Source organism: Pseudomonas sp. St29, assembly GCF_001547915.1.
In the GTDB taxonomy this organism is placed as follows: Bacteria; Pseudomonadota; Gammaproteobacteria; order Pseudomonadales; family Pseudomonadaceae; genus Aquipseudomonas.
This window is the reverse complement of the sequence record NZ_AP014628.1, coordinates 3,044,922-3,066,244: the sequence shown is the minus strand read 5'-3', so window position 1 is coordinate 3,066,244 and position 21,323 is coordinate 3,044,922. Positions and strand designations below refer to the sequence as shown.

At 67.0% G+C, this 21,323-nt stretch carries 17 protein-coding genes; 7 read left to right on the top strand and 10 right to left on the bottom strand.

What is annotated here, in order from left to right:
- Window positions 1–486 precede the first annotated feature (486 nt).
- The 5 genes from otnI to ltnD form a co-directional block, all read right to left on the bottom strand.
- Window positions 487–1,284 carry a 2-oxo-tetronate isomerase gene (otnI, locus tag PST29_RS13950; RefSeq protein WP_060843419.1) on the bottom strand — a complete coding sequence of 266 codons (798 nt, stop codon included), beginning with the start codon at window positions 1,282–1,284 and terminating at the stop codon, window positions 487–489.
- A gap of 21 nt (window positions 1,285–1,305) precedes the next feature.
- Window positions 1,306–2,769 carry a GntT/GntP/DsdX family permease gene (locus PST29_RS13945; protein WP_060843418.1) on the bottom strand — a complete coding sequence of 488 codons (1,464 nt, stop codon included), beginning with the start codon at window positions 2,767–2,769 and terminating at the stop codon, window positions 1,306–1,308.
- Between the two features lie 186 nt (window positions 2,770–2,955).
- Complete coding sequence (otnC, locus tag PST29_RS13940; protein ID WP_060839012.1) at window positions 2,956–3,594, bottom strand: 3-oxo-tetronate 4-phosphate decarboxylase; 639 nt, start codon at window positions 3,592–3,594, stop codon at window positions 2,956–2,958.
- Window positions 3,591–4,883, bottom strand: coding sequence for a 3-oxo-tetronate kinase (gene otnK / locus PST29_RS13935; protein ID WP_060839011.1), 1,293 nt, complete (start codon window positions 4,881–4,883; stop codon window positions 3,591–3,593). Before otnK ends, otnC begins: the two co-directional genes overlap by 4 nt.
- 10 nt (window positions 4,884–4,893) lie before the next feature.
- On the bottom strand, window positions 4,894–5,799 hold the full coding sequence (gene ltnD / locus PST29_RS13930; RefSeq protein WP_060843417.1) for an L-threonate dehydrogenase: 906 nt from the start codon (window positions 5,797–5,799) through the stop codon (window positions 4,894–4,896).
- A gap of 559 nt (window positions 5,800–6,358) precedes the next feature.
- Here ltnD and PST29_RS13925 point away from each other — a divergent pair.
- The 7 genes from PST29_RS13925 (at window position 6,359) to PST29_RS13890 (ending at window position 13,667) form a co-directional block, all read left to right on the top strand.
- Window positions 6,359–6,709, top strand: coding sequence for a hypothetical protein (locus tag PST29_RS13925; protein ID WP_060839009.1), 351 nt, complete (start codon window positions 6,359–6,361; stop codon window positions 6,707–6,709).
- 407 nt (window positions 6,710–7,116) lie between these two features.
- Window positions 7,117–7,404 (top strand): hypothetical protein, encoded by a 288-nt coding sequence (locus tag PST29_RS13915; protein WP_060843416.1) that lies wholly within the window; start codon window positions 7,117–7,119, stop codon window positions 7,402–7,404.
- 285 nt (window positions 7,405–7,689) lie between these two features.
- A complete protein-coding gene (gene mgtA, locus PST29_RS13910) occupies window positions 7,690–10,401 on the top strand; it encodes a magnesium-translocating P-type ATPase (RefSeq protein WP_060843415.1) in 2,712 nt (903 codons plus the stop codon).
- Between the two features lie 124 nt (window positions 10,402–10,525).
- Window positions 10,526–10,726 (top strand): hypothetical protein, encoded by a 201-nt coding sequence (locus PST29_RS13905; RefSeq protein ID WP_060839005.1) that lies wholly within the window; start codon window positions 10,526–10,528, stop codon window positions 10,724–10,726.
- 27 nt (window positions 10,727–10,753) lie between these two features.
- Window positions 10,754–12,469 carry a Na/Pi cotransporter family protein gene (locus PST29_RS13900; protein WP_060843414.1) on the top strand — a complete coding sequence of 572 codons (1,716 nt, stop codon included), beginning with the start codon at window positions 10,754–10,756 and terminating at the stop codon, window positions 12,467–12,469.
- Window positions 12,457–12,807, top strand: a complete 351-nt coding sequence (locus PST29_RS13895) for a DUF2493 domain-containing protein (RefSeq protein ID WP_060839003.1) — start codon at window positions 12,457–12,459, stop codon at window positions 12,805–12,807. The genes PST29_RS13900 and PST29_RS13895 overlap by 13 nt, the downstream gene beginning before the upstream one ends.
- 74 nt (window positions 12,808–12,881) lie before the next feature.
- Window positions 12,882–13,667, top strand: coding sequence for a hypothetical protein (locus PST29_RS13890; RefSeq protein ID WP_060843413.1), 786 nt, complete (start codon window positions 12,882–12,884; stop codon window positions 13,665–13,667).
- 603 nt (window positions 13,668–14,270) lie between these two features.
- On the opposite strand, the gene PST29_RS13885 is transcribed toward PST29_RS13890, so the two are convergent.
- From PST29_RS13885 to PST29_RS13865, 5 genes are read right to left on the bottom strand one after another with little or no spacing between them, the layout of a single operon-like run.
- Window positions 14,271–14,975, bottom strand: coding sequence for an NAD(P)H-dependent oxidoreductase (locus tag PST29_RS13885; RefSeq protein ID WP_060843412.1), 705 nt, complete (start codon window positions 14,973–14,975; stop codon window positions 14,271–14,273).
- Between the two features lie 9 nt (window positions 14,976–14,984).
- Window positions 14,985–16,193: a pyridoxal phosphate-dependent aminotransferase gene (locus PST29_RS13880; RefSeq protein ID WP_060843411.1), complete on the bottom strand. Its 1,209-nt coding sequence runs from the start codon at window positions 16,191–16,193 to the stop codon at window positions 14,985–14,987.
- Between the two features lie 27 nt (window positions 16,194–16,220).
- Window positions 16,221–17,828 (bottom strand): 5-guanidino-2-oxopentanoate decarboxylase, encoded by a 1,608-nt coding sequence (locus PST29_RS13875; RefSeq protein ID WP_060843410.1) that lies wholly within the window; start codon window positions 17,826–17,828, stop codon window positions 16,221–16,223.
- 10 nt (window positions 17,829–17,838) lie between these two features.
- Window positions 17,839–19,938: an acetate--CoA ligase family protein gene (locus PST29_RS13870; RefSeq protein ID WP_060843409.1), complete on the bottom strand. Its 2,100-nt coding sequence runs from the start codon at window positions 19,936–19,938 to the stop codon at window positions 17,839–17,841.
- A 21-nt stretch (window positions 19,939–19,959) separates the two neighbouring features.
- The gene (locus tag PST29_RS13865; RefSeq protein WP_060843408.1) at window positions 19,960–21,120 is read right to left on the bottom strand and encodes an acyl-CoA dehydrogenase family protein; all 1,161 of its coding nucleotides are present in this window, start codon (window positions 21,118–21,120) and stop codon (window positions 19,960–19,962) included.
- Window positions 21,121–21,323: the final 203 nt, after the last annotated feature.

The window sequence follows — 21,323 nt, the reverse complement described above, 5'->3', positions numbered from 1 at the left end:
GGGGAATCGCTGCGAGCCTGCGGCTCGTTCGCAGCCTTCGGCAGCGGCTACATAAAGCGATGCGCGAAGGCCCGCAGGGGCCTCGGTGGCCGGGGAATCGCTGCGAGCCTGCGGCTCGTTCGCAGCCTTCGGCAGCGGCTACATAAAGCGATGCGCGAAGGCCCGCAGGGGCCTCGGCGGCCGGGGAATCGCTGCGAGCCTACGGCTCGTTCGCAGCCTTCGGCAGCGGCTACATAAAGCGATGCGCGAAGGCCCGCAGGGGCCTCGGCGGCCGGGGAGTCGCTGCGAGCCTACGGCTCGTTCGCAGCCTTCGGCAGCGGCTACATAAAGCGATGCGCGAAGGCCCGCAGGGGCCTCGGCGGCCGGGGAATCGCTGCGAGCCTACGGCTCGTTCGCAGCCTTCGGCAGCGGCTACATAAAGCGATGCCCGCAGGGCCTTGCGCGACGTTCCCCAGATACCTTTTCCTGCGCAACCTGCAGCAGCGGCTACACCGCCGAGCCTTGGCGCGCCTGCCAGTCCCGCAGCCATTGCAGGCCGGCGGAGGTATCGCCACGCGGGCGGTATTCGCAACCGACCCAGCCGTCATAGCCGAGCTCGTCCATCAATTGGAACAGGTAGGGATAGTTCAGCTCGCCAAGGTCCGGCTCGTGACGATCCGGCACCCCGGCGATCTGGATATGGCCGATGCCCGGCAGATCCCGCCGCAGCTTCACCGCCAGATCACCTTCGACGATCTGGCAGTGGTAGCAGTCGAACTGCACCTTGAGGTTGGCCGCACCGACTTCCTTGCAGAGGGCCTGGGCCTGGTCCTGGCGATTGAGGAAGAACCCCGGCATGTCCCGGGTGTTGATCGGTTCCAGCAGCACGGTGACTCCGACCTTGGCCGCCTGGGCCGTGGCATGGGCCAGGTTCTCCAGGTACACCCCGTGATGCCGGGCGCGGTCGCTTTCCGACGGCAGCAGGCCGGCCATCACGTGGATCCGTGAATTGCCCAGCACCGCGGCGTACTCCAGGGCCTTGTCGAAGCCCTGGCGGAACTCCTGCTCGCGTCCGGGCAGGGAGACGATGCCGCGCTCCCCCGCCGCCCAGTCACCGGGCGGCGCATTGAACAGGGCCTGCTGCAGGCCGTTATCGTCCAGGCGCTGTTTCAGTTGCGCGGGGCTGTAGTCGTAGGGAAACAGGTATTCCACCGCGCTGAAACCATCGGCCGCCGCAGCGGCAAACCGCTCAAGGAAGTCATGTTGCGGGTAGAGCATGCTGAGGTTGGCAGCAAAACGAGGCATGGGAACTCCTGGGACAAAGGGTCAGACAAACGGCCAGATCAGCAGGGTAATACAGAACCCCAAGGTGCCGAGCAAGGTGGTAATCACGGTCCAGGTGCGCAGGCCATCGGCGACGTTGAGCCCGGCCAGCTTGGTGAAGATCCAGTACCCGGCGTCGTTGATATGGGACATGGCCAGCCCGCCACCGCCCATGGCCAGGCACAGCAGGGCCATGTGGTTGGGGCTCAGGTTAAGGGTGGCGATCAGCGGCGCGATGATCCCGGCCGTGGTCACCAGGGCCACGGTGGTGGAGCCCTGCACAGCGCGCAGCAGCATGGTCAGCAAGAAGCCCAGGGCCAGGACCGGCAGCCCGGTGGTGCGCAGCAGGTCGGAGACCACCGCGCCGATCCCGGTGTCCACCAGGACCTTGCCGAACACCCCGCCGGCCCCGGCAATCAGGATCACCATGGCCACCCCGGGCAGCGCCGAGCCGATCACATCGGACACCTGGCTGCGGCTCCAGCCACGGCGCGAGCCCAGCAGCCAGGCACACAGCAAGGTGTCCAGCAGCAGCGCCACCAGCGGCGCACCCAGTACCGTGAGCACCCCGCGCAGGGCGGACTCCACCGGCAGCAACGAGGTGGCCAGGGTGCCCAGCAGGATCAGCACGATGGGCAGCAGGATCAGGCCGACGATCAGGCCGAACCCCGGTGGCGGCGCCGGCGGCAGCTTCGCCGCCAGAGTGCCGGTGGACTCCTCCAGGCCCATATGGGCCACCGCCGCCACCGCTTGCGGGCTGGCCGGCTGTGCAGCGCCGTTGTTCCAGGCCGCGAGGTCTTCATTGGTGACGTGCGGGCCATAGACTTCAGCACGGATATCGTCGGTCATCGGGTAGTTGCGCCGGGTCATGCGCCCCGCCACGCGGTAGCCGACATAGCACAGCAGCGCGGTCAGCGGCAGGCCGAACATCAGCACCCGGCCCAGGTCCGCCCCCAGCTGGCTGGCCGCCGCCACCGCGCCCGGATGGGGCGGCAGGAAGGCGTGCACGGTGAGCAGCGCGGCGCACATCGGCAAGGCGAACACCAGCAGCGGCTTGCGCGCACTGCGGGCCACGCCGTAGGCCAGGGGCATGAGGATGATCACCCCGACTTCGAAGAACACCGGCACGCCGATGATGAAGCCGGCCATGGTCAGGGCCAGGGGCGTGCGACGGTTGCCGAAGCGTTCGATCAGGGTCTTGGCCAGGGCCTCGGCACCGCCGGACAGCTCGATGATGCGGCCGATCATGGCGCCCAGGGCAATGATGATGGCGATGTGGCCAAGGGTCTTGCCCATGCCGCCTTCGATGGTGGCCACCAGTTCCGCCGGTTTCACCCCGGCCACCAGCGCCACCAGGATGCTCACCAGCATCAGCGCGACAAAGGGCTGGAACTTGTACTTGAGCACCAGAAACAGCAGCAGGGCGATACCGGCCCCGGCGGTGATCATCAGAATCAGCGGGCTCATTGGCCAAGCCCTCCACACAGTGGCTGGCAGGTGTGGCAGGTGACGCTGGAACCCGTAAAGCACATGCAGTCATTCATCTCGGGAAGTCCTGTTGTTATTGTTTTTACCGGCAAGCCGCTCCCCACGGGAGTCCTGTCAAGGCTCCCGGGGACAGGCTTGCATCAAGCGTTGGCAGTCGTGCTGCGTTTACCAGGCGGCGCCGAAGGCGTCCCGCAGTTCATCCAGCGCGGTCTGGTCCAGAGGCGCCGGGCGCGGCTGGGTGAGCAACCACAGGCGCGCGGTTTCCTCCAGCTCCTCCAGGGCGTAGCTGGCCTTGGACACGCTGCTTTCCCAGACCACCGGGCCCAGGCGTTCGAGCATCACCCCACGCACCCGGTTGGCCAGTTGCGCCACCTGCTCGGCGACCTTGGGCGAACCCGGGCGCTGGTAGCCGATCAGTGGAATGTGCCCGACCTTCATCACCTGGTACGGGGTCAGCGGCGGCAGGATGTCGTCGTCGCGCCAGACCCCGGCCAGGGTCAGTGCCACCAGATGGGTGGAATGGGTGTGCACCACCCCGCCCACCCCCGGATTGCGGTCATACACCTGACGATGCAGGGCCAGGGTCTTGGACGGCTTGTCGCCGCTGACCCACTCCCCCGCCAGGTTGACCTTGGCAATCGCCGCCGGATCGAGGCGCCCGAGGCAGACGTCGGTGGGGGTGATCAGCCAACCATCGTCGAGCCGCGCGCTGATGTTGCCGGCGCTGCCCACGGTGTAGCCGCGCTGATAGAGGCTGCGGCCGACGTCGCAGATCTCTTCGCGCAGAGCGTTTTCCCGGCTCATGGCTGACCTCCGGCCAGTTGGCCCAGGGCCTTGCTGAAAAAGTCGCGACCGCCGAAGTTGCCGGACTTCAGGGCCAGGGCCAGGGGCTCGCCGCCGCTGCTGACCGTGGCCGGCACCCCGGGGTCGATCTGCGCGCCGATCTGCAACAGGCGCACGCCCAGGGCCTTGACCACTGCCCCCGAGGTTTCGCCACCGGCCACCACGAAGCGGCGCACGCCGTTATCCCGCAGGCCCCGGGCGATCTCGCCCAGGGCGTTCTCCACCAGGGCCCCGGCGCGCTCCACGCCCAATTGCCGCTGCACCGCCTTGACCTGCTCGGGGGTGCTGGTGGCGTAGATCAGCACGGTGTCCTGCTGCGCCTGGACAAAGGCCAGGGCCTGGGCCACCACCGGTTCACCGGCCGCCAGGGCCAGGGGATCGATGCGTAGGGCTGGACGCTCGGCTTCCAGCCAGGCGTCCACCTGGGCATTGGTCGCCGCCGAGGCACTGCCGGCCAGCACCACTTCGCCACCGGCCACCGGCGGCAGGCTCGCGGCGTCCAGGTCCCGCAGCTTGCCGGCGCGGCGGAAGTTCTCCGGCAGGCCCAGGGCCAGCCCGGAACCGCCGGTCAACAGCGGCAGGTCGGCGCAGGCCGCGCCGAGGGTATAGAGGTCGGCATCGGACAGCGCATCGGCAATCGCCATGGCGACGCCCTTGCCCCGCAGTTCGGCGATCTTCGCCCGCACCGCGTCCACGCCCTGGGCGACGCTGTCGTAACGCAGCAGGCCCACCGGCAGCACAGTCTGCGCTTGCAGCACCCGCACCAGGTTGGCGTCGGTCATCGGCGTCAGCGGGTGATGCTGCATGCCGGACTCGTTGAGCAACTGGTCCTGGACGAACAGGTGGCCACGGAAAATCGTCCGGCCGTTCTCCGGAAACGCCGGGCAAGCCAGGGTGAAATCGCTGCCCAGGGCCTTGAGCAAGGCCTCGCTGACCTGACCGATATTGCCCGCCGCGGTGGAGTCGAAGGTCGAGCAGTACTTGAAGAAGATCTGTTCGCAGCCCTGCTCGCGCAGCCAGTGCAGGGCCGCCAGGGATTCGGCCACCGCCTCGCCCACCGGCGTGGTGCGGGACTTCAGCGCAATCACCACGGCGTCGGCGTCCAGGCCGGCGGCCACTTCGGCGCTGGGAATGCCAATGCTCTGCACCGTGCGCATGCCGCCGCGCACCAGCATGTTGGCCAGGTCGGTGGCGCCGGTGAAGTCATCGGCGATGCAACCCAACAACGGGCGTGGAGTGGAAGTCGTCATCACAGGCTCCTCAAACGGCATCAGGCTTGGCCACGGGCAGCTCGATGCCCGGGAAGATCTTGATCACCGCCGAGTCGTCCTCGCGGCCGAAACCGGCGCTGGAGGCCTGCATGAACATCTGGTGCGCGGTGGCCGACAGCGGCAGCGGGAACTTGCTGGCCCGAGCGGTATCCAGCACCAGGCCCAGGTCCTTGACGAAGATGTCCACCGCGGACAACGGCGTGTAGTCGGCCTTGAGGATATGCGGCACGCGGTTCTCGAACATCCACGAGTTGCCGGCGCTGTGGGTGATCACCTCGTACAGGGCATCGGCGTCCACCCCTTCGCGCAGGCCCAGGGCCATGGCTTCGGCGGAGGCGGCAATGTGCACCCCGGCCAGCAACTGGTTGATGATCTTGACCTTGGAGCCCAGGCCATGGGCATCCCCCAGGCGGTAGACCTTGCCCGCCATGCCGGCGAGGATCGCCTCGGCCTTGGCGTAAGCGCCGGCCGGGCCGGAGGTCATCATGGTCATCTCGCCGGCGGCGGCCTTGGCCGCGCCCCCGGAGATCGGTGCATCCAGATAGAGCAAGCCCAGGGCCTCCAGCCGCTGGCCCAGGTCCACGGCGTAGGTCGGGGCCACGGTGGCGCAACCGATCACCAGGCTGCCAGGGCGCAATGCCGCCACCGCCCCGCCCTCGCCAAACAGCACGCTCTCGGTCTGCTCGGCATTGACCACCACGGTGATGATCACCTCGCACTGCTCCGCCAACTGGGCGGCCGAGGCACAGGCCACGCCGCCTTCAGCGGCGAACTGCTCGGTGACGGCGGCACGCACGTCACAGGCATGCACCTTGAAACCGCTGCGCAGCAACGACCGGGCGATGCCCAGGCCCATGGCGCCAAGACCGATGACACCGACATTGTTGTTATTCATGGGGGACTCCAGTGAAAGACCACGGCCGGACCACGCCAGACAGGCGACGGCCAGCAACCGGGGAAGGCAGGGAAACCCGGGCAGCGGGCCCGGCAGACGAAGGTGAACAGGCAGCAACAGGCACTGCGCCCGAATGGGCAGCGTGGCGGCACAGGGCACCCTGGGCGGGTGCGCTGGAAGGCAGGAGCGAATCGATCATCGTGGCCATCCTGTTGCTGTTGTTATCAGGTTGAACGTTGGCTGTGAACGATCATCCACCAATGAACGGATTATGTGAAGATATTTTTCAATCTAACATTTTTTAACATCATCATTCCCCGCCTCCCCGCCCCGGCTGCGTGACCGCCACTGGTCGGAACGACGCGGTCCGGGCGCCGCGGACTGCTACAACCATTCACAGCCCTGATCTGGATCAGCATTGAGCGCAAGATCCTGGCCGAGGCTCAGGACAGGTGAAGGCGGACTGGTGGTAGCACCCTTCATCGCAACCCCGTTGACGCCCCCCATGACCAGGGGCTCAATGGCCCATCTGGTTATGCTTGGACAAGGATGATTCAACATGGCAAAGATCGAAGTTCTATCGGGCGATTTTCTGCAAGGCGCCGGCGAGTACCGGCACGGCACCTTCAGGCTCAAGACGGTATTCAACAGCTCCGGTGTCGAGGTCAAGGCGTCGGCGTTCAAGAGCCTGGAGATCGCCACTGAAAGCCCCGTCGCCAACAAGGACGCCTTCGGTTATGGCGTGGCCGGCGCCATGCTGCTGGGGCCGGTAGGCGCCATTGCCGGTTACCTGATGGCGGGGACGGAAAACGAAGTGACCTTCATCGGCACCCTCAAGGATGGCCGGCAACTGATGGCCGCCACCGACAGCGACACGTACAAGGACATCTCCCGGCACGTGTTGAATTGATCATCGGCAAAGTTATATCAAGTGCTCATGTCATCCGGTCTCTGGCATGAGCACTTTTTCATTACCCCTCGTTATATAAGCTCGGCTGTTGCAGCACTGAACTTAGTCTCTTAGCTGAACCTCACCTGAAACTTCATCGCCAAATACTCTTTCAAGACAATTTGACCTTGACTCCCGGGACCCTCCTGAGTAAATTGCGCGGGCCGGTCAAACCGGCCTTTTTTCAACTCACTAAAGAAGCCAATGGACACAGTATCTAGACGCTGTCTGGTCACTGCCGCTGCGCAGCGCCAGGCACCCCTGAACAATGACGGGACTCGACTCCGCGGTCGGGTAAGCTGCGCTAGGGCTTGACGCTCCAACGTAACTTGCCTCCCCGGAACCAGTCCGGTCACGAGGCAAAAGTTATGCACTTCACATCTTCCGTACTGCCAGGCGTACGCGCCTTCGCTGCGACCATGCGGGTCCGGCTGTGCCGTGAGCCCAAGGCTCTGGCGCGCTCCCCCTTCTCCTCTTGCGTGCCCACCGCCAGCACCGCCCTGCGGGCCAATTGGCGCGTCTGCCCGATGACCGGCCAGCTCCAGCAACGCTGGAGCCTGGACGACAGCCAGGACCCGCAGAGTCGGGGCGCAGCCCTGCTGCGGCAGGCCGGACTGATCTTCGGCCTGTACCTCGGGGCGCGCACTTCCGCCTGATTCGACGGTCATTCACCGTTGTTTACCCACGAACTTTCAAGTTTGAAGTTCGACGGTTTCTTATTGCCTGTTAGTTAACTAATTCTGTTGGAGAAAGTTATGGAAGAGGCCAGTAGTAGGTTCGCTGCCCATTCAACTTCACTGTTTGGACAGCGAACGTTAAAACCTGAAAAACGCCAAGATCCTAATCGATCGCCAACCTGCGATTCGACATACTTTCGCTCGTCTTTAATTAGTTGAGTTGTCGGTGTGTCGTGTCGCAGTCAGGCGGCAGGAGCACACGCAATGACTGTAAAAACCGCAACTTCCCGCAACACCAGCGCCAGCCGCGACAGCAACAAACTGTCGATGCGCGCCGCCCGCGAAGCCCAGAACGGCCTGGCCGTGACCCTGGCCAATGTCAACTCCAGCACCGCCGGCCTGACTGAACTGGACGCCGAAGGCCGCCTGCAACGCGACGGCCACAACGAAGTCGCCCACGACCGTCCGCCTCACGCCCTGGTGCAATTGCTGCAAGCCTTCAACAACCCCTTCATCTATGTGCTGATGACCCTGACCGGTATCAGTTTCTTCACCGACTTCTGGCTGCCGCTGCAAGCCGGCGAAGAAACTGATCTGACCGGCGTGATCATCGTCCTGGTGATGGTGCTGGCCAGCGGCCTGATGCGCTTCTGGCAGGAACACCGTTCGGCCAAGGCCGCCGAAGCCCTCAAGGCCATGGTCCGCACCACCGCTGCGGTGCTGCGCCGCGAGCAGATGGGCATGCAGGCCCGGGTTCGCGAAGTCCCCATGCGCGAGCTGGTGGTGGGCGACATCATCCAGCTGTCGGCCGGCGACATGATCCCGGCGGACATCCGCCTGATCGAATCCCGCGACCTGTTCATCAGCCAGGCGGTGCTCACCGGCGAAGCCCTGCCGGTGGAGAAATACGACACCCTGGGCGCCGTGCAGGAAAAATCCGCCCAGGCCCTGGCCGCCGACCAGCAGGACCTGCTGGACCTGCCGAACATCTGCTTCATGGGCACCAACGTGGTCAGCGGCACCGCCACCGCGGTGGTGGTGGCCACCGGCGAGCGCACCTACTTCGGTTCCCTGGCCCGTTCCATCGTCGGCTCGCGCTCGCAGACCGCCTTCGACCGTGGGGTCAACAGCGTCAGCTGGCTGCTGATCCGCTTCATGCTGGTGATGGTGCCCATCGTCCTGCTGATCAACGGCTTCACCAAGGGCGACTGGGCCGATGCCTTCATGTTCGCCCTGGCGGTGGCGGTCGGCCTGACCCCGGAAATGCTGCCGATGATCGTCAGCGCCAACCTGGCCAAGGGCGCCGCGGCCATGGCCAAGCGCAAGGTGGTGGTCAAGCGCCTCAACGCGATCCAGAACTTCGGCGCCATGGACGTGCTGTGCACCGACAAGACCGGCACCCTGACCCAGGACCGGATCATCCTCGAACACCACGTCGACATCAGCGGCAGCCGCTGCGACGCGGTGCTGCAACTGGCCTGGCTCAACAGCCACCACCAGAGCGGCATGAAAAACCTGATGGACCGCGCCGTGGTCGCCTTCGCCGAGGGCAACCCGCACTTCACCCCGCCCGCCGCCTGGCGCAAGGTCGATGAACTGCCCTTCGACTTCGTCCGTCGGCGTCTGTCGGTGATCCTCGCCGATGCCCGTGGCGACCACCTTTTGGTGTGCAAGGGCGCGGTGGAAGAAATGCTCGAAACCGCCACCCGGGTCCGCCAGGACGGCATCGTCGTGAGCCTCGACGCCGAGCGCCGCGCCGCCCTGCTGCAACTGGCCGAGGACTACAACCGCGACGGCTTCCGCGTGCTGCTGCTGGGCACCCGGGACCTGCCCAAGGGCCAGACCCGCAACCAGTACAGCGCCAGCGATGAGCGCGAGCTGGTGATCGAAGGCTTCCTGACCTTCCTCGATCCGCCCAAGGAAACCGCCGGCCCGGCCATCGCCGCCCTGCGTGACAACGGCGTGACGGTCAAGGTGCTGACCGGCGACAACCCCATCGTCACCGCGAAGATCTGCCGCGAAGTGGGCCTGGAAGCGGGCGAGCCGCTGCTGGGTCGCGACATCGAGCACATGGATGACCAGGTGCTCGGGCGCCTGGTGGAAGAACGCACGGTGTTCGCCAAGCTCACCCCGCTGCAGAAGTCCCGGGTGCTCAAGGCCCTGCAGGCCAACGGTCACACCGTGGGCTTCCTCGGCGACGGCATCAACGACGCCCCGGCCCTGCGCGATGCCGATGTCGGCATCTCGGTGGACAGCGGCACCGACATCGCCAAGGAATCGGCGGACATCATCCTCCTGGAAAAGAGCCTGATGGTGCTGGAAGAAGGGGTGATCAAGGGCCGCGAGACCTTCGGCAACATCATGAAGTACCTGAACATGACCGCCAGCTCCAACTTCGGCAACGTGTTCTCGGTGCTGGTGGCCAGTGCCTTCATCCCCTTCCTGCCGATGCTGGCGATCCACCTGCTGCTGCAGAACCTGATGTACGACTTCTCCCAGCTGGCCCTGCCCTGGGACAAGATGGACAAGGAATACCTGGCCAAGCCGCGCAAGTGGGACGCCAACAACATCGGGCGCTTCATGCTGTGGATCGGGCCGACCTCGTCGATCTTCGACATCACCACCTTCGCCCTGATGTGGTACGTGTTCGCCGCCAATAGCGTGGAAATGGCCGCCCTGTTCCAGTCCGGCTGGTTCATCGAGGGGCTGCTGTCCCAGACCCTGGTGGTGCACATGCTGCGCACCCGCAAGATCCCGTTCATCCAGAGCACCGCGGCCCTGCCGGTGATGCTGGCCACGGGACTGGTGATGGCCCTGGGGATCTACGTGCCCTTCTCGCCCCTGGGCAGCATGGTCGGCCTGGTGCCGCTGCCGTGGGAATACTTCCCGTGGCTGGTGGGCACCCTGCTCAGCTACTGCGTGGTCGCCCAGACCATGAAGACCCTGTACATCCGCCGCTTCAAGCAGTGGTTCTAAGGGCCTGACCCTGGCGCGGCCGCCCTCGGACGGCCGCGCCCGATACACCTGACCAACGATGCCACCGTCGGCGCGGCCAGCGCCCTGCCGACGGCGACGCTGTTCGCCCGAAAGGAGCATCGCCATGTATCTCAAGCCTTTTTCCATGGTGCAACGCGGCCTCCAGGCCCTGCTGGTCTGCTGCCTGTGCACCAGCGCCCGCCTGCTCACCCGCGTGAGCATCCGGCTGTATGTCCGCGGCCTGCTGAGCGCGGTTGAAATTCGTTTTCTGCTGGGTTTCAGCGCCACCCTCACCCGCGCCTCGCTGCGGGTGGCGATCGCCTGAACCCGTTACCGACCCGGGAGCACACTCATGTCGGGCACCACACTTCTGATCAACCTGGCCGGGGCCATCGCCCTGCTGCTCTGGGGCTCGCAGATGATTTCCGGATCCCTGCTGCGCGGCTTCGGCAGCCCGCTGCGGCACTGGCTCGGACAACACCTGAACAACCGCTGGCTGGCGCTGCTGTGCGGCGTCGGCATCACCGGCGTGCTGCAAAGCAGCACCGCGGTGAGCCTGATGGCCAGCTCCTTTACCGCCGCCGGCACCCTGGGCCTGGCCCCGGCGCTGGCGGTCATGCTCGGGGCCAATATCGGCTCGACCCTGGTGGTCCAGCTGCTCAGCCTCGACCTGTCGCTGCTGGCCCCGGTGCTGTTGCTGACGGGTTTCCTGACCTTGCGCCTGCGGGACGACTCGCGCTTTGAAAGCATCGGCTGCGCGCTGATCGGCCTGGGCCTGATGCTGCTGGCCCTGGGCATGCTCGGCGCCACCCTGGGCGCGGTGGAAAGCACCCCGGTGTTCCAGTTGGTGATGACCAGCCTCGACGGCGACCTGCTGCTGGCGCTGCTGGTGGCCATGCTGCTGACCTGGATGTGCCACTCCAGCGTCGCGGTGGTGCTGCTGATCGCCTCCCTGGCCGGCACCGGCCTGCTGTCGCCGGCCACCAGCATGGCCCTGGTGCTGGGGGTCAACCTCGGCGGCACCCTGCCATCCCTGCTCAGCGCCAGCGGCAACGTGGCCCGGCGCCTGCCCCTGGGCAACCTGCTGGTGCGCCTGCTGGGCGTGGCCCTGGTGCTGCCGTGGATCACCGCCCTGGCCCGCCTGGAGGCGGTGCAGGCCCTGGCACCGGAGTTGCTGGTGGTCTACCTGCACAGCGCCTTCAGCCTGGTCCTGGCCCTGCTGTTCATTGGCTTCACCCAGCCCCTGGGCAAACTGCTGACCCGGCTGCTGCCGGCCCCCGCCCCGGTCACCGACCCGGGCATGCCGCTGTACCTGGACCAGGCCGGCCTGGAAGTGGCCAATATCGGCCTGGCCAACGCCGCCCGCGAAGCCCTGCGCATGGCCGACATGCTTTCGAGCATGCTCGACCGGGTGCTGCAGCTGTTTCGCACCTCAAGCATCGCCCATGCCGAGCAGGTGCGGCACATCGATCAGTCCCTGGACCTGCTCAGCGCGGCCATCCGCGCCTACCTGGCGGACGTCGGCAAGGAAGGCATCAGCGACCAGGACGCCGACCGCTCCCAGGAGATCCTGCTGCTGGTGATCAACCTGGAGCACGCCGGCGACATCCTCGCCACCAGCCTGGCGCAACTGGCGGTGCGCCGCCTGCGCCGAGGCGAAGCCTTCTCCGAGTTCGAGCTGGGCACCCTGTACCCGCTGCACCAGGAGCTGCTGGACAGCCTGAGCCTGGCCATCACCGTGTTCCTGCGCGAAGACCTGCCCACCGCCCACCAGTTGCTGGCACGCAAGGAAAACGTGCGGCGCCTGGAAGCCGCCGCCGGCCGCGAGCACTTTCGCCAACTGCGCGAAGACCAGAGCGCCTGGGCCGAATCCGGGGACATCTTCCAGCGCCTGCTGCGGGACTACCGCCGGGTCCACCACCACATCGCCGCCCTGGCCTACCCGGCCCTGGAGCGCGCCGGTGAGCGCGACATCGAGCACGGCTACCTCAGCGAGCCGCTGGCCGAAGCGCCGGGCGCCGAGCATCCCGTGGCCGGGCTCAAGGAGGACACCCCATGCGCGTCCTGATCTGCGCCGGCCGCTACTACGCCGACAGCCGCCTGTGCCGCCGGGTCCTGGAAGCCTTCCAGCGCCTGCACGAAGTGCGGGTGGTGATCCACGGCGGCAGCCAGTTCCTCGGTGCTCACATCGAGGACTGGGCCCGGGAAACCGGGGCCCACATCGTCCGCTACCCGCCCAACTGGCAACTGCACGGCAAACACGCCGAGCGCCTGCGCAACAGCTTCATGCTGGCCGACAGCCGCCCGGACATCGTCCTCGCCCTGCCCGGCGGGGAAGACACCGAAGAGCTGCTGGCCCAGGCCCGGGTCCGCGGCATCCAGACCCTTTCGGTGGACGCCCAGTAAACACCCCACGCAGCACCCACCCGCGCCGGCTCCCCAACCAAACGGTCCGGCGCCCCAACAGAACGAGACCTGCCATGTCCAAGCACCGCCCACATCGCTCCTCGCGTTGCGCCTCCTGGGGCCACACCCTGCCTGCCGCGAAAAGCCGCATGCTCAAACGCAACCTGCTGTTCCTCGCCCTCACCGCCGGGGCCACCGCGACCCTGGCCCTGTGCTCCAAGGCCCAGGCCGCCGGCGGCGCCTACGTGGTGGATGACGGCGCCATCAACGCCCCCGGGGAATGCAACGTCGATGCCTGGTACCAGAGCACCCGGCACCAGGGCTCCAGCCACAACAGCGTGATTGCCCCGGCCTGCACCTTCAGCCAACTGCCCTGGGTACAAGTGGGAGCCGCGGTACAGCGCCAGCAGGCCGACGATCACGGCGAAACCCAGCTCAGTCCACAGATCAAGGTCCAACTGCTGAACCGCGAAGACCTGGGCCTGCAACTGGCCCTGGCCGGCTCCGCCCACTGGGCCCTGAACCGCCACCACAGCTTCGACGGCGGCGACCTCGCCCTGCCCCTGACCTTCAGCGCCAGCGACAGCCTGCGGCTGAACCTGAATGCCGGTTGGACCCACGCCTACGACGATGGCGAGCAGAACCACCGCTGGACCTGGGGCACCGGTGTGGAATACGACCTGATGCCGAGCCTGACCCTGATTGCCGAGCGCTACGGCCAGCGCGGTGGCGAACAAGGCTGGCAGGCTGGCCCACGCCTGCACGTGGGGCAGCACCTGGACCTGGACCTGATCCTGGGCCAGCACCTGACCGAAGACCGCGACCGCTGGCTGACCACCGGCGCAACCCTGCGCTTCTGAGCGCCCCATAGAGTCGCCGCCCCTGTAGACGCTGCTGAGCCTGCGAAGCTGCGCAAAGGCCCAAAGGGCCTTGCCTGACGATCTTGGGCAGCCTCAAGATCCCCGCGTCTCCTACGGAGCCGTTCGCAGCCTGCGGCAGCGGCTACACGAAACGCGGCGAATCCTGTAGCCGCTGCCGAGCCTTAGCGAGGCTGCGAAAAGGCCCGCAGGGCCTTGCCTGACGATCGCCTGCCAAACCTCTATCGCTGTTGAGAACCCTGCGTCTCCTGCGGAGCCGTTCGCAGCCTGCGGCAGCGGCTACACGAAACGCGGCGAATCCTGTAGCCGCTGCTGAGCCTTAGCGAAGCTGCGCAAAGGTCCGCAGGACCTTGCCTGACGATCACTTGCCAAACCTCTATCGTTCTTGAGAACCCTGCGTCCCTGCGGGCCGTTCGCAGCCTGCGGCAGCGGCTACACGAAACGCGGCGAATCCTGTAGCCGCTGCTGAGCCTTAGCGAGGCTGCGCAAAGGTCCGCAGGACCTTGCCTGACGATCGCCTGCCAAACCTCTATCGTTCTTGAGAACCCTGCGTCCCTACGGGCCGTTCGCAGCCTGCGGCAGCGGCTACAGGGGCAGTGGATGCAGGGCTTCGTCGAATTGGTCCAGGCGCGGGAAGACCAGGGGTTGGTCGTTCGCCAGGTGCTGCAGGCGTTGACGGTAGCTGTGCAGGAAATCTTCTCGGGCTTCCTGGCTGATGTAGGGCACATGCCAGGCCACGAACGGTTCCAGCACCTCGCACCCGACATAGGCCAAGGTACCCCGCAGCAGCGGGCGCAGCATGTCCTCCAGCGGTCCATGGATCGCGCCTTCGCCAAACATGTGCTCGCGTCCGCCCAGGGTCAGGGTCACCAGGGCTTTCTTGCCCGCCAGCCCGCCCTGGTCATAGAAGCGCTTGCCGCCATAACACACCCCGGACACCAGCACCCGGTCGATCCAGCCCTTGAGCATGGCCGGCACCGAGAACCAGAACACCGGGAAGTTGAGGATCAACAGGTCGGCCCACAGCAGCTTGTCCAGCTCGCCCTGGATGTCGGCGGCGATGCTCTGGTTCTTCACCCCCAGGCGTTGCTCCAGGGCGTACACCAGGTACTCCGGATTATCCCGGGCGGCAAAGTCGGCGGCGCTGGCCACCGGGTTCCAGTTCATCGCGTACAGGTCGCTGACCTGCACCTGGTGCCCCTGGGCCTCCAGGGTGCTGCGGGCCTGGTCGCGCAGGGCGGCGGTGAAGGATTGCGGTTCGGGGTGGGCGTGAACGATCAGTACCTTCATGAAGACTCCTCAAACGGTGGGCAAAGTGGCGGGGGCAACGCGGCGGCTCAGGCAGTGTTCGGCGCACAGGGCAATGCGCCGGCAGGCTTCGCGCAAGTCATCCGGCTGCAGCACCAGCCCCAGGCGGATATGCCCGGCGGCGCTGGGGCCGAAGGCTTCGCCGGCCAGTACCGAGACGCCCTGCTCGTCCAGCAGGCGCTGGCTGAAGGCCTGGGCGCTGAGCCCGGTGGCGCGGATGTCGACCATGACGAACATGCCGCCATCCGGCTTCAGCGGCCGGGCACCGGGGCAATCGGCCAGGCAGTCGCAGACCAGATCGCGGCGCTGGCGATAGGCCTCGGCCATCTCCCGCAACTGCGGCAAGGGTTGCTCCAGGGCCACGATGGCGGCGTCCTGGATGAATTCCGGCGAGCCGTAGAGCATGCACAGGGCGAGGTTTTCCAGGTGCGCGGCCAGGGCCGTCGGCGCCACCACCCAGCCCAGGCGCCAGCCGGTCATGGCGTGGGACTTGGACAGGCTGTTGAGGGTCGCGGTGCGCTCGGCCATGCCCGGCAGGCTAGCCGGGCTGACATGTTCGCCCTCGTACAGCAGCTCGCTGTAGACCTCGTCGCAGATCAGCCACAGGTCATGCTCGATGCACAGCGCCGCCAGGGCCTCCCAGGTGGCCCGGGGGATGCTGGCCCCCGTGGGGTTGTGCGGGCTGTTGAGCACCAGGGCTCGGGTCTTGCCGGTGATGCGCGCCGCCACCGCCTCGGGCTGCACCCGAAAACCGTCCTCGGCCCGCACCGGCAGCGGCACCACCTGGGCATTGCAGGCGCCGAACACCGCTTCATAGGTGACGTACATCGGCTCGGCCACGATCACCTCGTCGCCCGGGTCCAGCAGGCACTGGGCCACGCTGTACAGGCCGCACTGGGCGCCGGCCAGCACCACCACCTGCTCGGCCTCCACTACTTGCCCGCTGCGCTGCTGATGACGGCGGGCAATGGCCTCGCGCAAGGCGCGCTTGCCGCGCACATCGGCGTAATGGGTATGGCCGGCCTGCAGGCTGTCGATGGCCGCCTGGACGATGGGTTGCGGCGTGTCGAAATCCGGGTCGCCCACCGACAGCAACCAGACCTCTTCGCCACGTTCGCGTTTGGCCAGGGCCCGGTAATGAATGTCCCAGGCGGCGGCGCCGTCTCCGGCAATACGTTGGGTCAGTTGAGAAAAGCGCATGCTCAGGCTCCAGGCAAAAAGGGATGGTCAGCGCGCACAGGCGTGCTTGAGTTCGATCAGGCTCAGGCCGTTGCGGGCAAAGCCGTCGCGCAGTGCCTGCTGCAACTCGTCGAGGCTGGCGGGTTGGCTGACGCTGCAACCGAAGGCTCGGGCCAGGGCGGCAAAATCCGGGTTGCGCGGCAGCACGCCAATGGGCTCGATGTTCAGATCCAGCATGTCGTCGCGGATCTGCCCCAGGGCGTCGTTGTTCCACAGCAAGACCACCAGCGGACTGTCCAGCTCCTCCACCGCCGTGGCCAGCTCCTGCACCGTGTAGAGAAAACCGCCGTCGCCCACCAGCACCAGCCCCGGACGCTCGGGGGCACCGAGCTTGGCGCCGATCCCCGCCGGCAAGCCATAGCCGAGGGTGCCGTAGCCGGTGGGGTGCAGCCAGCTGCGGGTGGCCCGGCTCGGGTACAGGTAGTTGCCGCTGTAGGCCAGCTGGGTCATGTCGCTGGCGATAAAGCCGTGTTCCGGCAGCTCGGCGGCAATGCGTTGCAGGATCGAACGGTGAATCTGTTGCAAGGGCCCCTGCCCGTTGTGCACCGCCTGACGCAGATCGGCCACCGCGTGAATCGCCGCCCCGGCTTCGGCCGGTGTGGCTGGCAAGGCCTGGAGCAAGGCATCCAGGGTGGCACGGGCATCACCGTGCAAAGCCACCGCGCACGGATAGAAGTCATTGAACTTGCGCGGGTCGATGTCCAGGCGCAGCAGCTCGCCGTTCAGTGGCAAGCGTTCGCGCCAGTAGTCGGTGTCGGCCATCTCGGTGCCCACCGCCAGCACCACATCGGCCTGGCTGATCAGCTGCCAGCCGGGCTCCACGCACAGGGTCGCCCCGGCATTGAGCGGCGCCTCGTCCGGCAGCAGGCCCTTGCCGGCGACGCTGCTGAAAAACACCGCGCCCAGGCGCGTGCTCAAGGCCCGCAACTGCTCGGCCGCATGCAGCGCGCCGCCGCCGGCAATGATCATCGGCCGCTTGGCATTGCGCAGTGCGTCGGCCGCCTGCTGGATATCTGCCGCCGCGGCCGGGCCACGGGCGGGACGCCGGCGCACCTCGCCGGTCCAGTCCCGGGCGACCCTGGCCGCCAGCACATCCAGGGGCACGCTGATGTGCACCGGGCGCGGGCGCTCGCTGTCGAACACGGCAAAGGCCCGGGCGATCAGCTCCGGCAGGTCTTCCGGGCTCAGGGCCAGGGCCGAGAAGGCGGTGATAGGCGCGGTGATGGCGCGCTGGTCCTGGGTTTCATGCAGCGAGCCCCAGCCCTTGCCCAAGCTGGCGCTGTGGTTGACGCTGGAAATCACCAGCAGCGGAATCGAGTCGGCGTACGCCTGGCCAATGGGCGTGGCGACGTTGGTCACCCCCGGGCCGCTGATGACGAAACACACCCCGGGCTTGCCACTGACCCGGGCGTAACCGTCGGCCATGAAGCCCGCGCCCTGCTCATGCCGGGTCAGCACATGGCGAATGCCGCTGCCGGGCAGGCCGCGATACAGCTCCAGGGTGTGCACCCCGGGAATGCCGAACACCGTGTCGACGCCGTAGCCGGCCAGCAGGCGCACCAGGGCCTGGCCACCGGTCAAGGTCTGATCGTGCATGTCTCTCTCCTCAAGCCTGGCCAAGGCGAATCAACGCATCGACCGCGACGGTGCCCTGGGCACCGACCAACAATGGGTTCACATCCAGTTCCAGCAATTGCCCGGCGTGTTCGCAGGCGTAGTCCGCCACCGCGCCGATGGCCGCCACCAGGGCATCGAGATCGGCCAGCGGGCGCCCGCGAAAGCCCTGCAGCAAGGCAGCGCTGCGCAGGCTGAGCACGGCCTGGCGGATCGCCCCTTCAGTGGTGGGCAGCAGCAGGCTGCGGCTGTCCTTGAGCAATTCCACCAGCACCCCGCCAGCACCGATCACCAGGGCCAGGCCGAAGTCGTTCTCGCGCTTGATGCCAACAATCAGCTCCGCCAGGGGTGGCGCGGCCATGGGCTCCAGCAGCACCCGCTCAAAGGCCACGCCCGGCGCATGCTCGGCCACCCGCGTGCGCATCAGGCGCAGGGCTGCGCCCAGGGCTTCAGGGTCCTTGAGATTGAGGGCCACCGCCCCGGCCTCGGTCTTGTGCGGCAACTGCGCGCTGACTGCCTTGAGCACCAGCGGATAACCGACCGCAGCCGCCGCGCTCAGGGCCTGCTCGGGGCTGCTCAGCACCCCGTCCGGGATGCTCAGGCCGAAGCCGCGCAAGGCCTGCTTGGACTGCCACTCGTCCAGCAGCACCCCGGCACCGGGCAGGGCCTGCGGGCACAGCGGCACCAGGGCCGATTCGCCCAGGGCCAGCAACGCTGGACGCCGCCGTTGATAGGCGACGATCCGGCCCCAGGCCGCCAGGCCATCCTCCACCCCTTGCAAGGCGGGAATGCCATGGGCATGCAGACGCTCGCGGGCGCTGGCCGGCAGCAGCTCGGGAAAGGCCGAGGTGACAAAACCGCGCTGGCCGTGGCGTTGCAGCGCGGCGCAGAACAGCTCCAGCAGCAGGTCGCATTCCTTACGCTCGCCGGTGAACTCGGCCGGGTAATCCAGCACCAGCATGGCGCTGTCGGCCTCGGTACGCAGGGCCGTGTCGAGCATGGCTTGCAAGGCCTGGGCGTCGCCCCAGATGGCGGTGGTGAAATCCAGCGGGTTGACCAGATTGGCGTAGCCGGGCAGCACCCGGGCCAGCTCGGCGCATTGCCCGGCCGCAAGCTTGGGCAGCTGCAGGCCGTTGCGTTCGGCGTAGTCGGCGATCAGCCCGGCATCGCCCCCGGAACAGGCCAGGGCCATCAGCTGCGGGCCGGCCGGCAACTGCCCGCAGGAGGCGGCCTTCAAGGTCTCGACAAAACTCACCGGGCCGCTGACCCGGATCACCCCCAGGCGCTGGAACAGTGCGTCGTACAGCGCGTCCGATCCCGACAGCGAACTGGTGTGACTCAAGGCCAGCTCGGCGCCGATCTGCGACACCCCGGTCTTCAGGGCGATGATCGGAATGCCCTTCTCCAGGGCCTTGTGCGCCGCCCGGGCAAAACCCGGCACATTCTTCAGGCCTTCCAGGTGCAGGCCGATGGCGGTGACCCGGGGTTCGTCCAGCAGCACGTCCATCAGCTCGGCAATGCCCAGCTGCGCCTGATTGCCCACCGAGGCCATGTAGGCCACCGGCAGCGAGCGGTCGCTCATGGACAGGTTGTAGGCAAAGTTGCCGCTCTGGGTCAGCACCGCCACGCCCCGCTCCACCGGCTTGCCACCATGGGCCACCGGCCACAGCGCGGCGCTGTGCAGGTAGTCCAGCAGGCCGTAGCAGTTGGGGCCCAGCAGCGCCATGTCGCCGGCGGCCGCAAGCAGTTGCCGTTGCAGGGCCTGGCCCTGAGCGCCGGTTTCGGCAAAGCCCGAGGCGTAGCAGATCGCCCCGCCCGCGCCCTTGGCCGCCAGTTCCCCGACGCAAGTCAGGGTCAGCTCACGGTTGGTGGCGACGAATACCGCGTCCGGGCCGCAGGGCAGTTGGTCGATGCTGGCCACGCAGGGCACGCCATCGAGCTCGGCATGCTGCGGGTTGACCAGCCACATGGGCCCGGCAAACCCGCCTTCGGCGCAGCGCTTGAGGGCCCGGGCCATGCTGCGCCCGCCGACAAAGGCCAGATGCCGTGGCGCCAGCAGGCGCTTGAGGTTGTCACGAAGAGTCTGGGACATGACGGCAGTTCTCCAGGGCGCTCAGCGCATCAGCGGCCGCAGCAGTTCACGGGAAATGATGTGGCGCTGGATCTCCGACGTGCCTTCCCAGATGCGCTCGATCCGCGCATTGCGCCAGATGCGTTCCACCGGACCTTCGTCCATCAGGCCCATGCCGCCGTAGATCTGCACCGCCTCGTCGGCCACCCGGCCCAGCACTTCACTGGCAAACAGCTTGGCCATCCCGGCCTCGCCGTCGGTCATGCTGCCCTGGTCCATCTTCCACGCGGTGTGCAGGGTCAGCAGCTCGGCGGCGCGGATCTGCGTGGCCATGTCCGCCAGCTTGAACGACACCCCCTGGTAACTGCCGATGGCCTGGCCGAACTGCTTGCGATCCGCCGCCCATTGCAGGGAGGCATCCAGGGCGCGCTGGGCCTGCCCGACGCAGTTGGCCGCCACCATCACCCGCCCGGCGGTGAGCCAGGCGTTGGCCACGTCCCAGCCCTTGCCCACCTCCCCCAGCACCTTGTTGGCCGGCACCCGGCAGTCGTCGAAGAACATCTCGAAGGTGTGGTAGCCCCGGTTGCTCACGCACTTGGGGCCACGGCGGATGGTCAGGCCCGGGGTGTCGCGGTCCACCAGGAACGCGGTCACCGCGTTGCGCTGGCGGCCGTTGTGCTCATAGGTGCCGGTGACCGCAAAGACAATGGCGAAATCCGCATGCCCGGCGTGGCTGATGAAGTGCTTGCTGCCGTTGAGCACGAAGTCGCCAGCGTCACGCACGGCGCGGGTCTTGATCGCATTGGCATCGGAACCGGCGCCGGGTTCGGTCAGCGCAAAGCAGTCGACCTTGCGCCCCTGCACGCAAGGCAGCAGGTAGTCGCCGATCTGCGAGCCGGTGCAGGCCATGAGGATTTTCGACGGCCGGGCAACGAACACATGCAGGGCCCAGGAACACTTGGCCAGCTCGCGCTCGATCAGCGCCTGGGACAGGTAATCCAGGCCACCGCCGCCCACCTCCTCCGGCATGTTGAAGGCATAGAAACCGGCGGCGATGGCCTTGCTGCGGATCTCCCCGGCGAGGTCGGCGCTGACCTCATCGGCGCGGTCCACTGCCTCTTCGTGGGGCAGCAACTCCTTGCTGACAAAACTGCGAACCGCGTCCACCAGCATTTCTTGTTCTTGGCTGAGTTGGAAATTCATGGCGCTACCTGTGAGTGAGTGACGGTGCAAAAAAACAGTGATCGGGCAGGACGGCCTGCCGAAAAACTCCTTCCCGTAGGAGCCGGCCTGCTGGCGAACAGGCCCTTGAATGAGGCGCTGTTCTTGCGGGTGCCTTCGCCGGCAAGCCGGCTCCTACAAAATGGGCGCATGGCCCAGGGGCCCTTTCGCCGGCAAACGGAGCG

What these genes read in the sequence shown, in the direction of transcription:
- otnI (WP_060843419.1), bottom strand. Translation starts at nt 1,284, where the DNA reads ATGCCTCGTTTTGCTGCCAACCTCAGCATGCTCTACCCGCAACATGAC.
- PST29_RS13945 (WP_060843418.1), bottom strand. Translation starts at nt 2,769, where the DNA reads ATGAGCCCGCTGATTCTGATGATCACCGCCGGGGCCGGTATCGCCCTG.
- otnC (WP_060839012.1), bottom strand. Translation starts at nt 3,594, where the DNA reads ATGAGCCGGGAAAACGCTCTGCGCGAAGAGATCTGCGACGTCGGCCGC.
- otnK (WP_060839011.1), bottom strand. Translation starts at nt 4,883, where the DNA reads ATGACGACTTCCACTCCACGCCCGTTGTTGGGTTGCATCGCCGATGAC.
- ltnD (WP_060843417.1), bottom strand. Translation starts at nt 5,799, where the DNA reads ATGAATAACAACAATGTCGGTGTCATCGGTCTTGGCGCCATGGGCCTG.
- PST29_RS13925 (WP_060839009.1), top strand. Translation starts at nt 6,359, where the DNA reads ATGGCAAAGATCGAAGTTCTATCGGGCGATTTTCTGCAAGGCGCCGGC.
- PST29_RS13915 (WP_060843416.1), top strand. Translation starts at nt 7,117, where the DNA reads ATGCACTTCACATCTTCCGTACTGCCAGGCGTACGCGCCTTCGCTGCG.
- mgtA (WP_060843415.1), top strand. Translation starts at nt 7,690, where the DNA reads ATGACTGTAAAAACCGCAACTTCCCGCAACACCAGCGCCAGCCGCGAC.
- PST29_RS13905 (WP_060839005.1), top strand. Translation starts at nt 10,526, where the DNA reads ATGTATCTCAAGCCTTTTTCCATGGTGCAACGCGGCCTCCAGGCCCTG.
- PST29_RS13900 (WP_060843414.1), top strand. Translation starts at nt 10,754, where the DNA reads ATGTCGGGCACCACACTTCTGATCAACCTGGCCGGGGCCATCGCCCTG.
- PST29_RS13895 (WP_060839003.1), top strand. Translation starts at nt 12,457, where the DNA reads ATGCGCGTCCTGATCTGCGCCGGCCGCTACTACGCCGACAGCCGCCTG.
- PST29_RS13890 (WP_060843413.1), top strand. Translation starts at nt 12,882, where the DNA reads ATGTCCAAGCACCGCCCACATCGCTCCTCGCGTTGCGCCTCCTGGGGC.
- PST29_RS13885 (WP_060843412.1), bottom strand. Translation starts at nt 14,975, where the DNA reads ATGAAGGTACTGATCGTTCACGCCCACCCCGAACCGCAATCCTTCACC.
- PST29_RS13880 (WP_060843411.1), bottom strand. Translation starts at nt 16,193, where the DNA reads ATGCGCTTTTCTCAACTGACCCAACGTATTGCCGGAGACGGCGCCGCC.
- PST29_RS13875 (WP_060843410.1), bottom strand. Translation starts at nt 17,828, where the DNA reads ATGCACGATCAGACCTTGACCGGTGGCCAGGCCCTGGTGCGCCTGCTG.
- PST29_RS13870 (WP_060843409.1), bottom strand. Translation starts at nt 19,938, where the DNA reads ATGTCCCAGACTCTTCGTGACAACCTCAAGCGCCTGCTGGCGCCACGG.
- PST29_RS13865 (WP_060843408.1), bottom strand. Translation starts at nt 21,120, where the DNA reads ATGAATTTCCAACTCAGCCAAGAACAAGAAATGCTGGTGGACGCGGTT.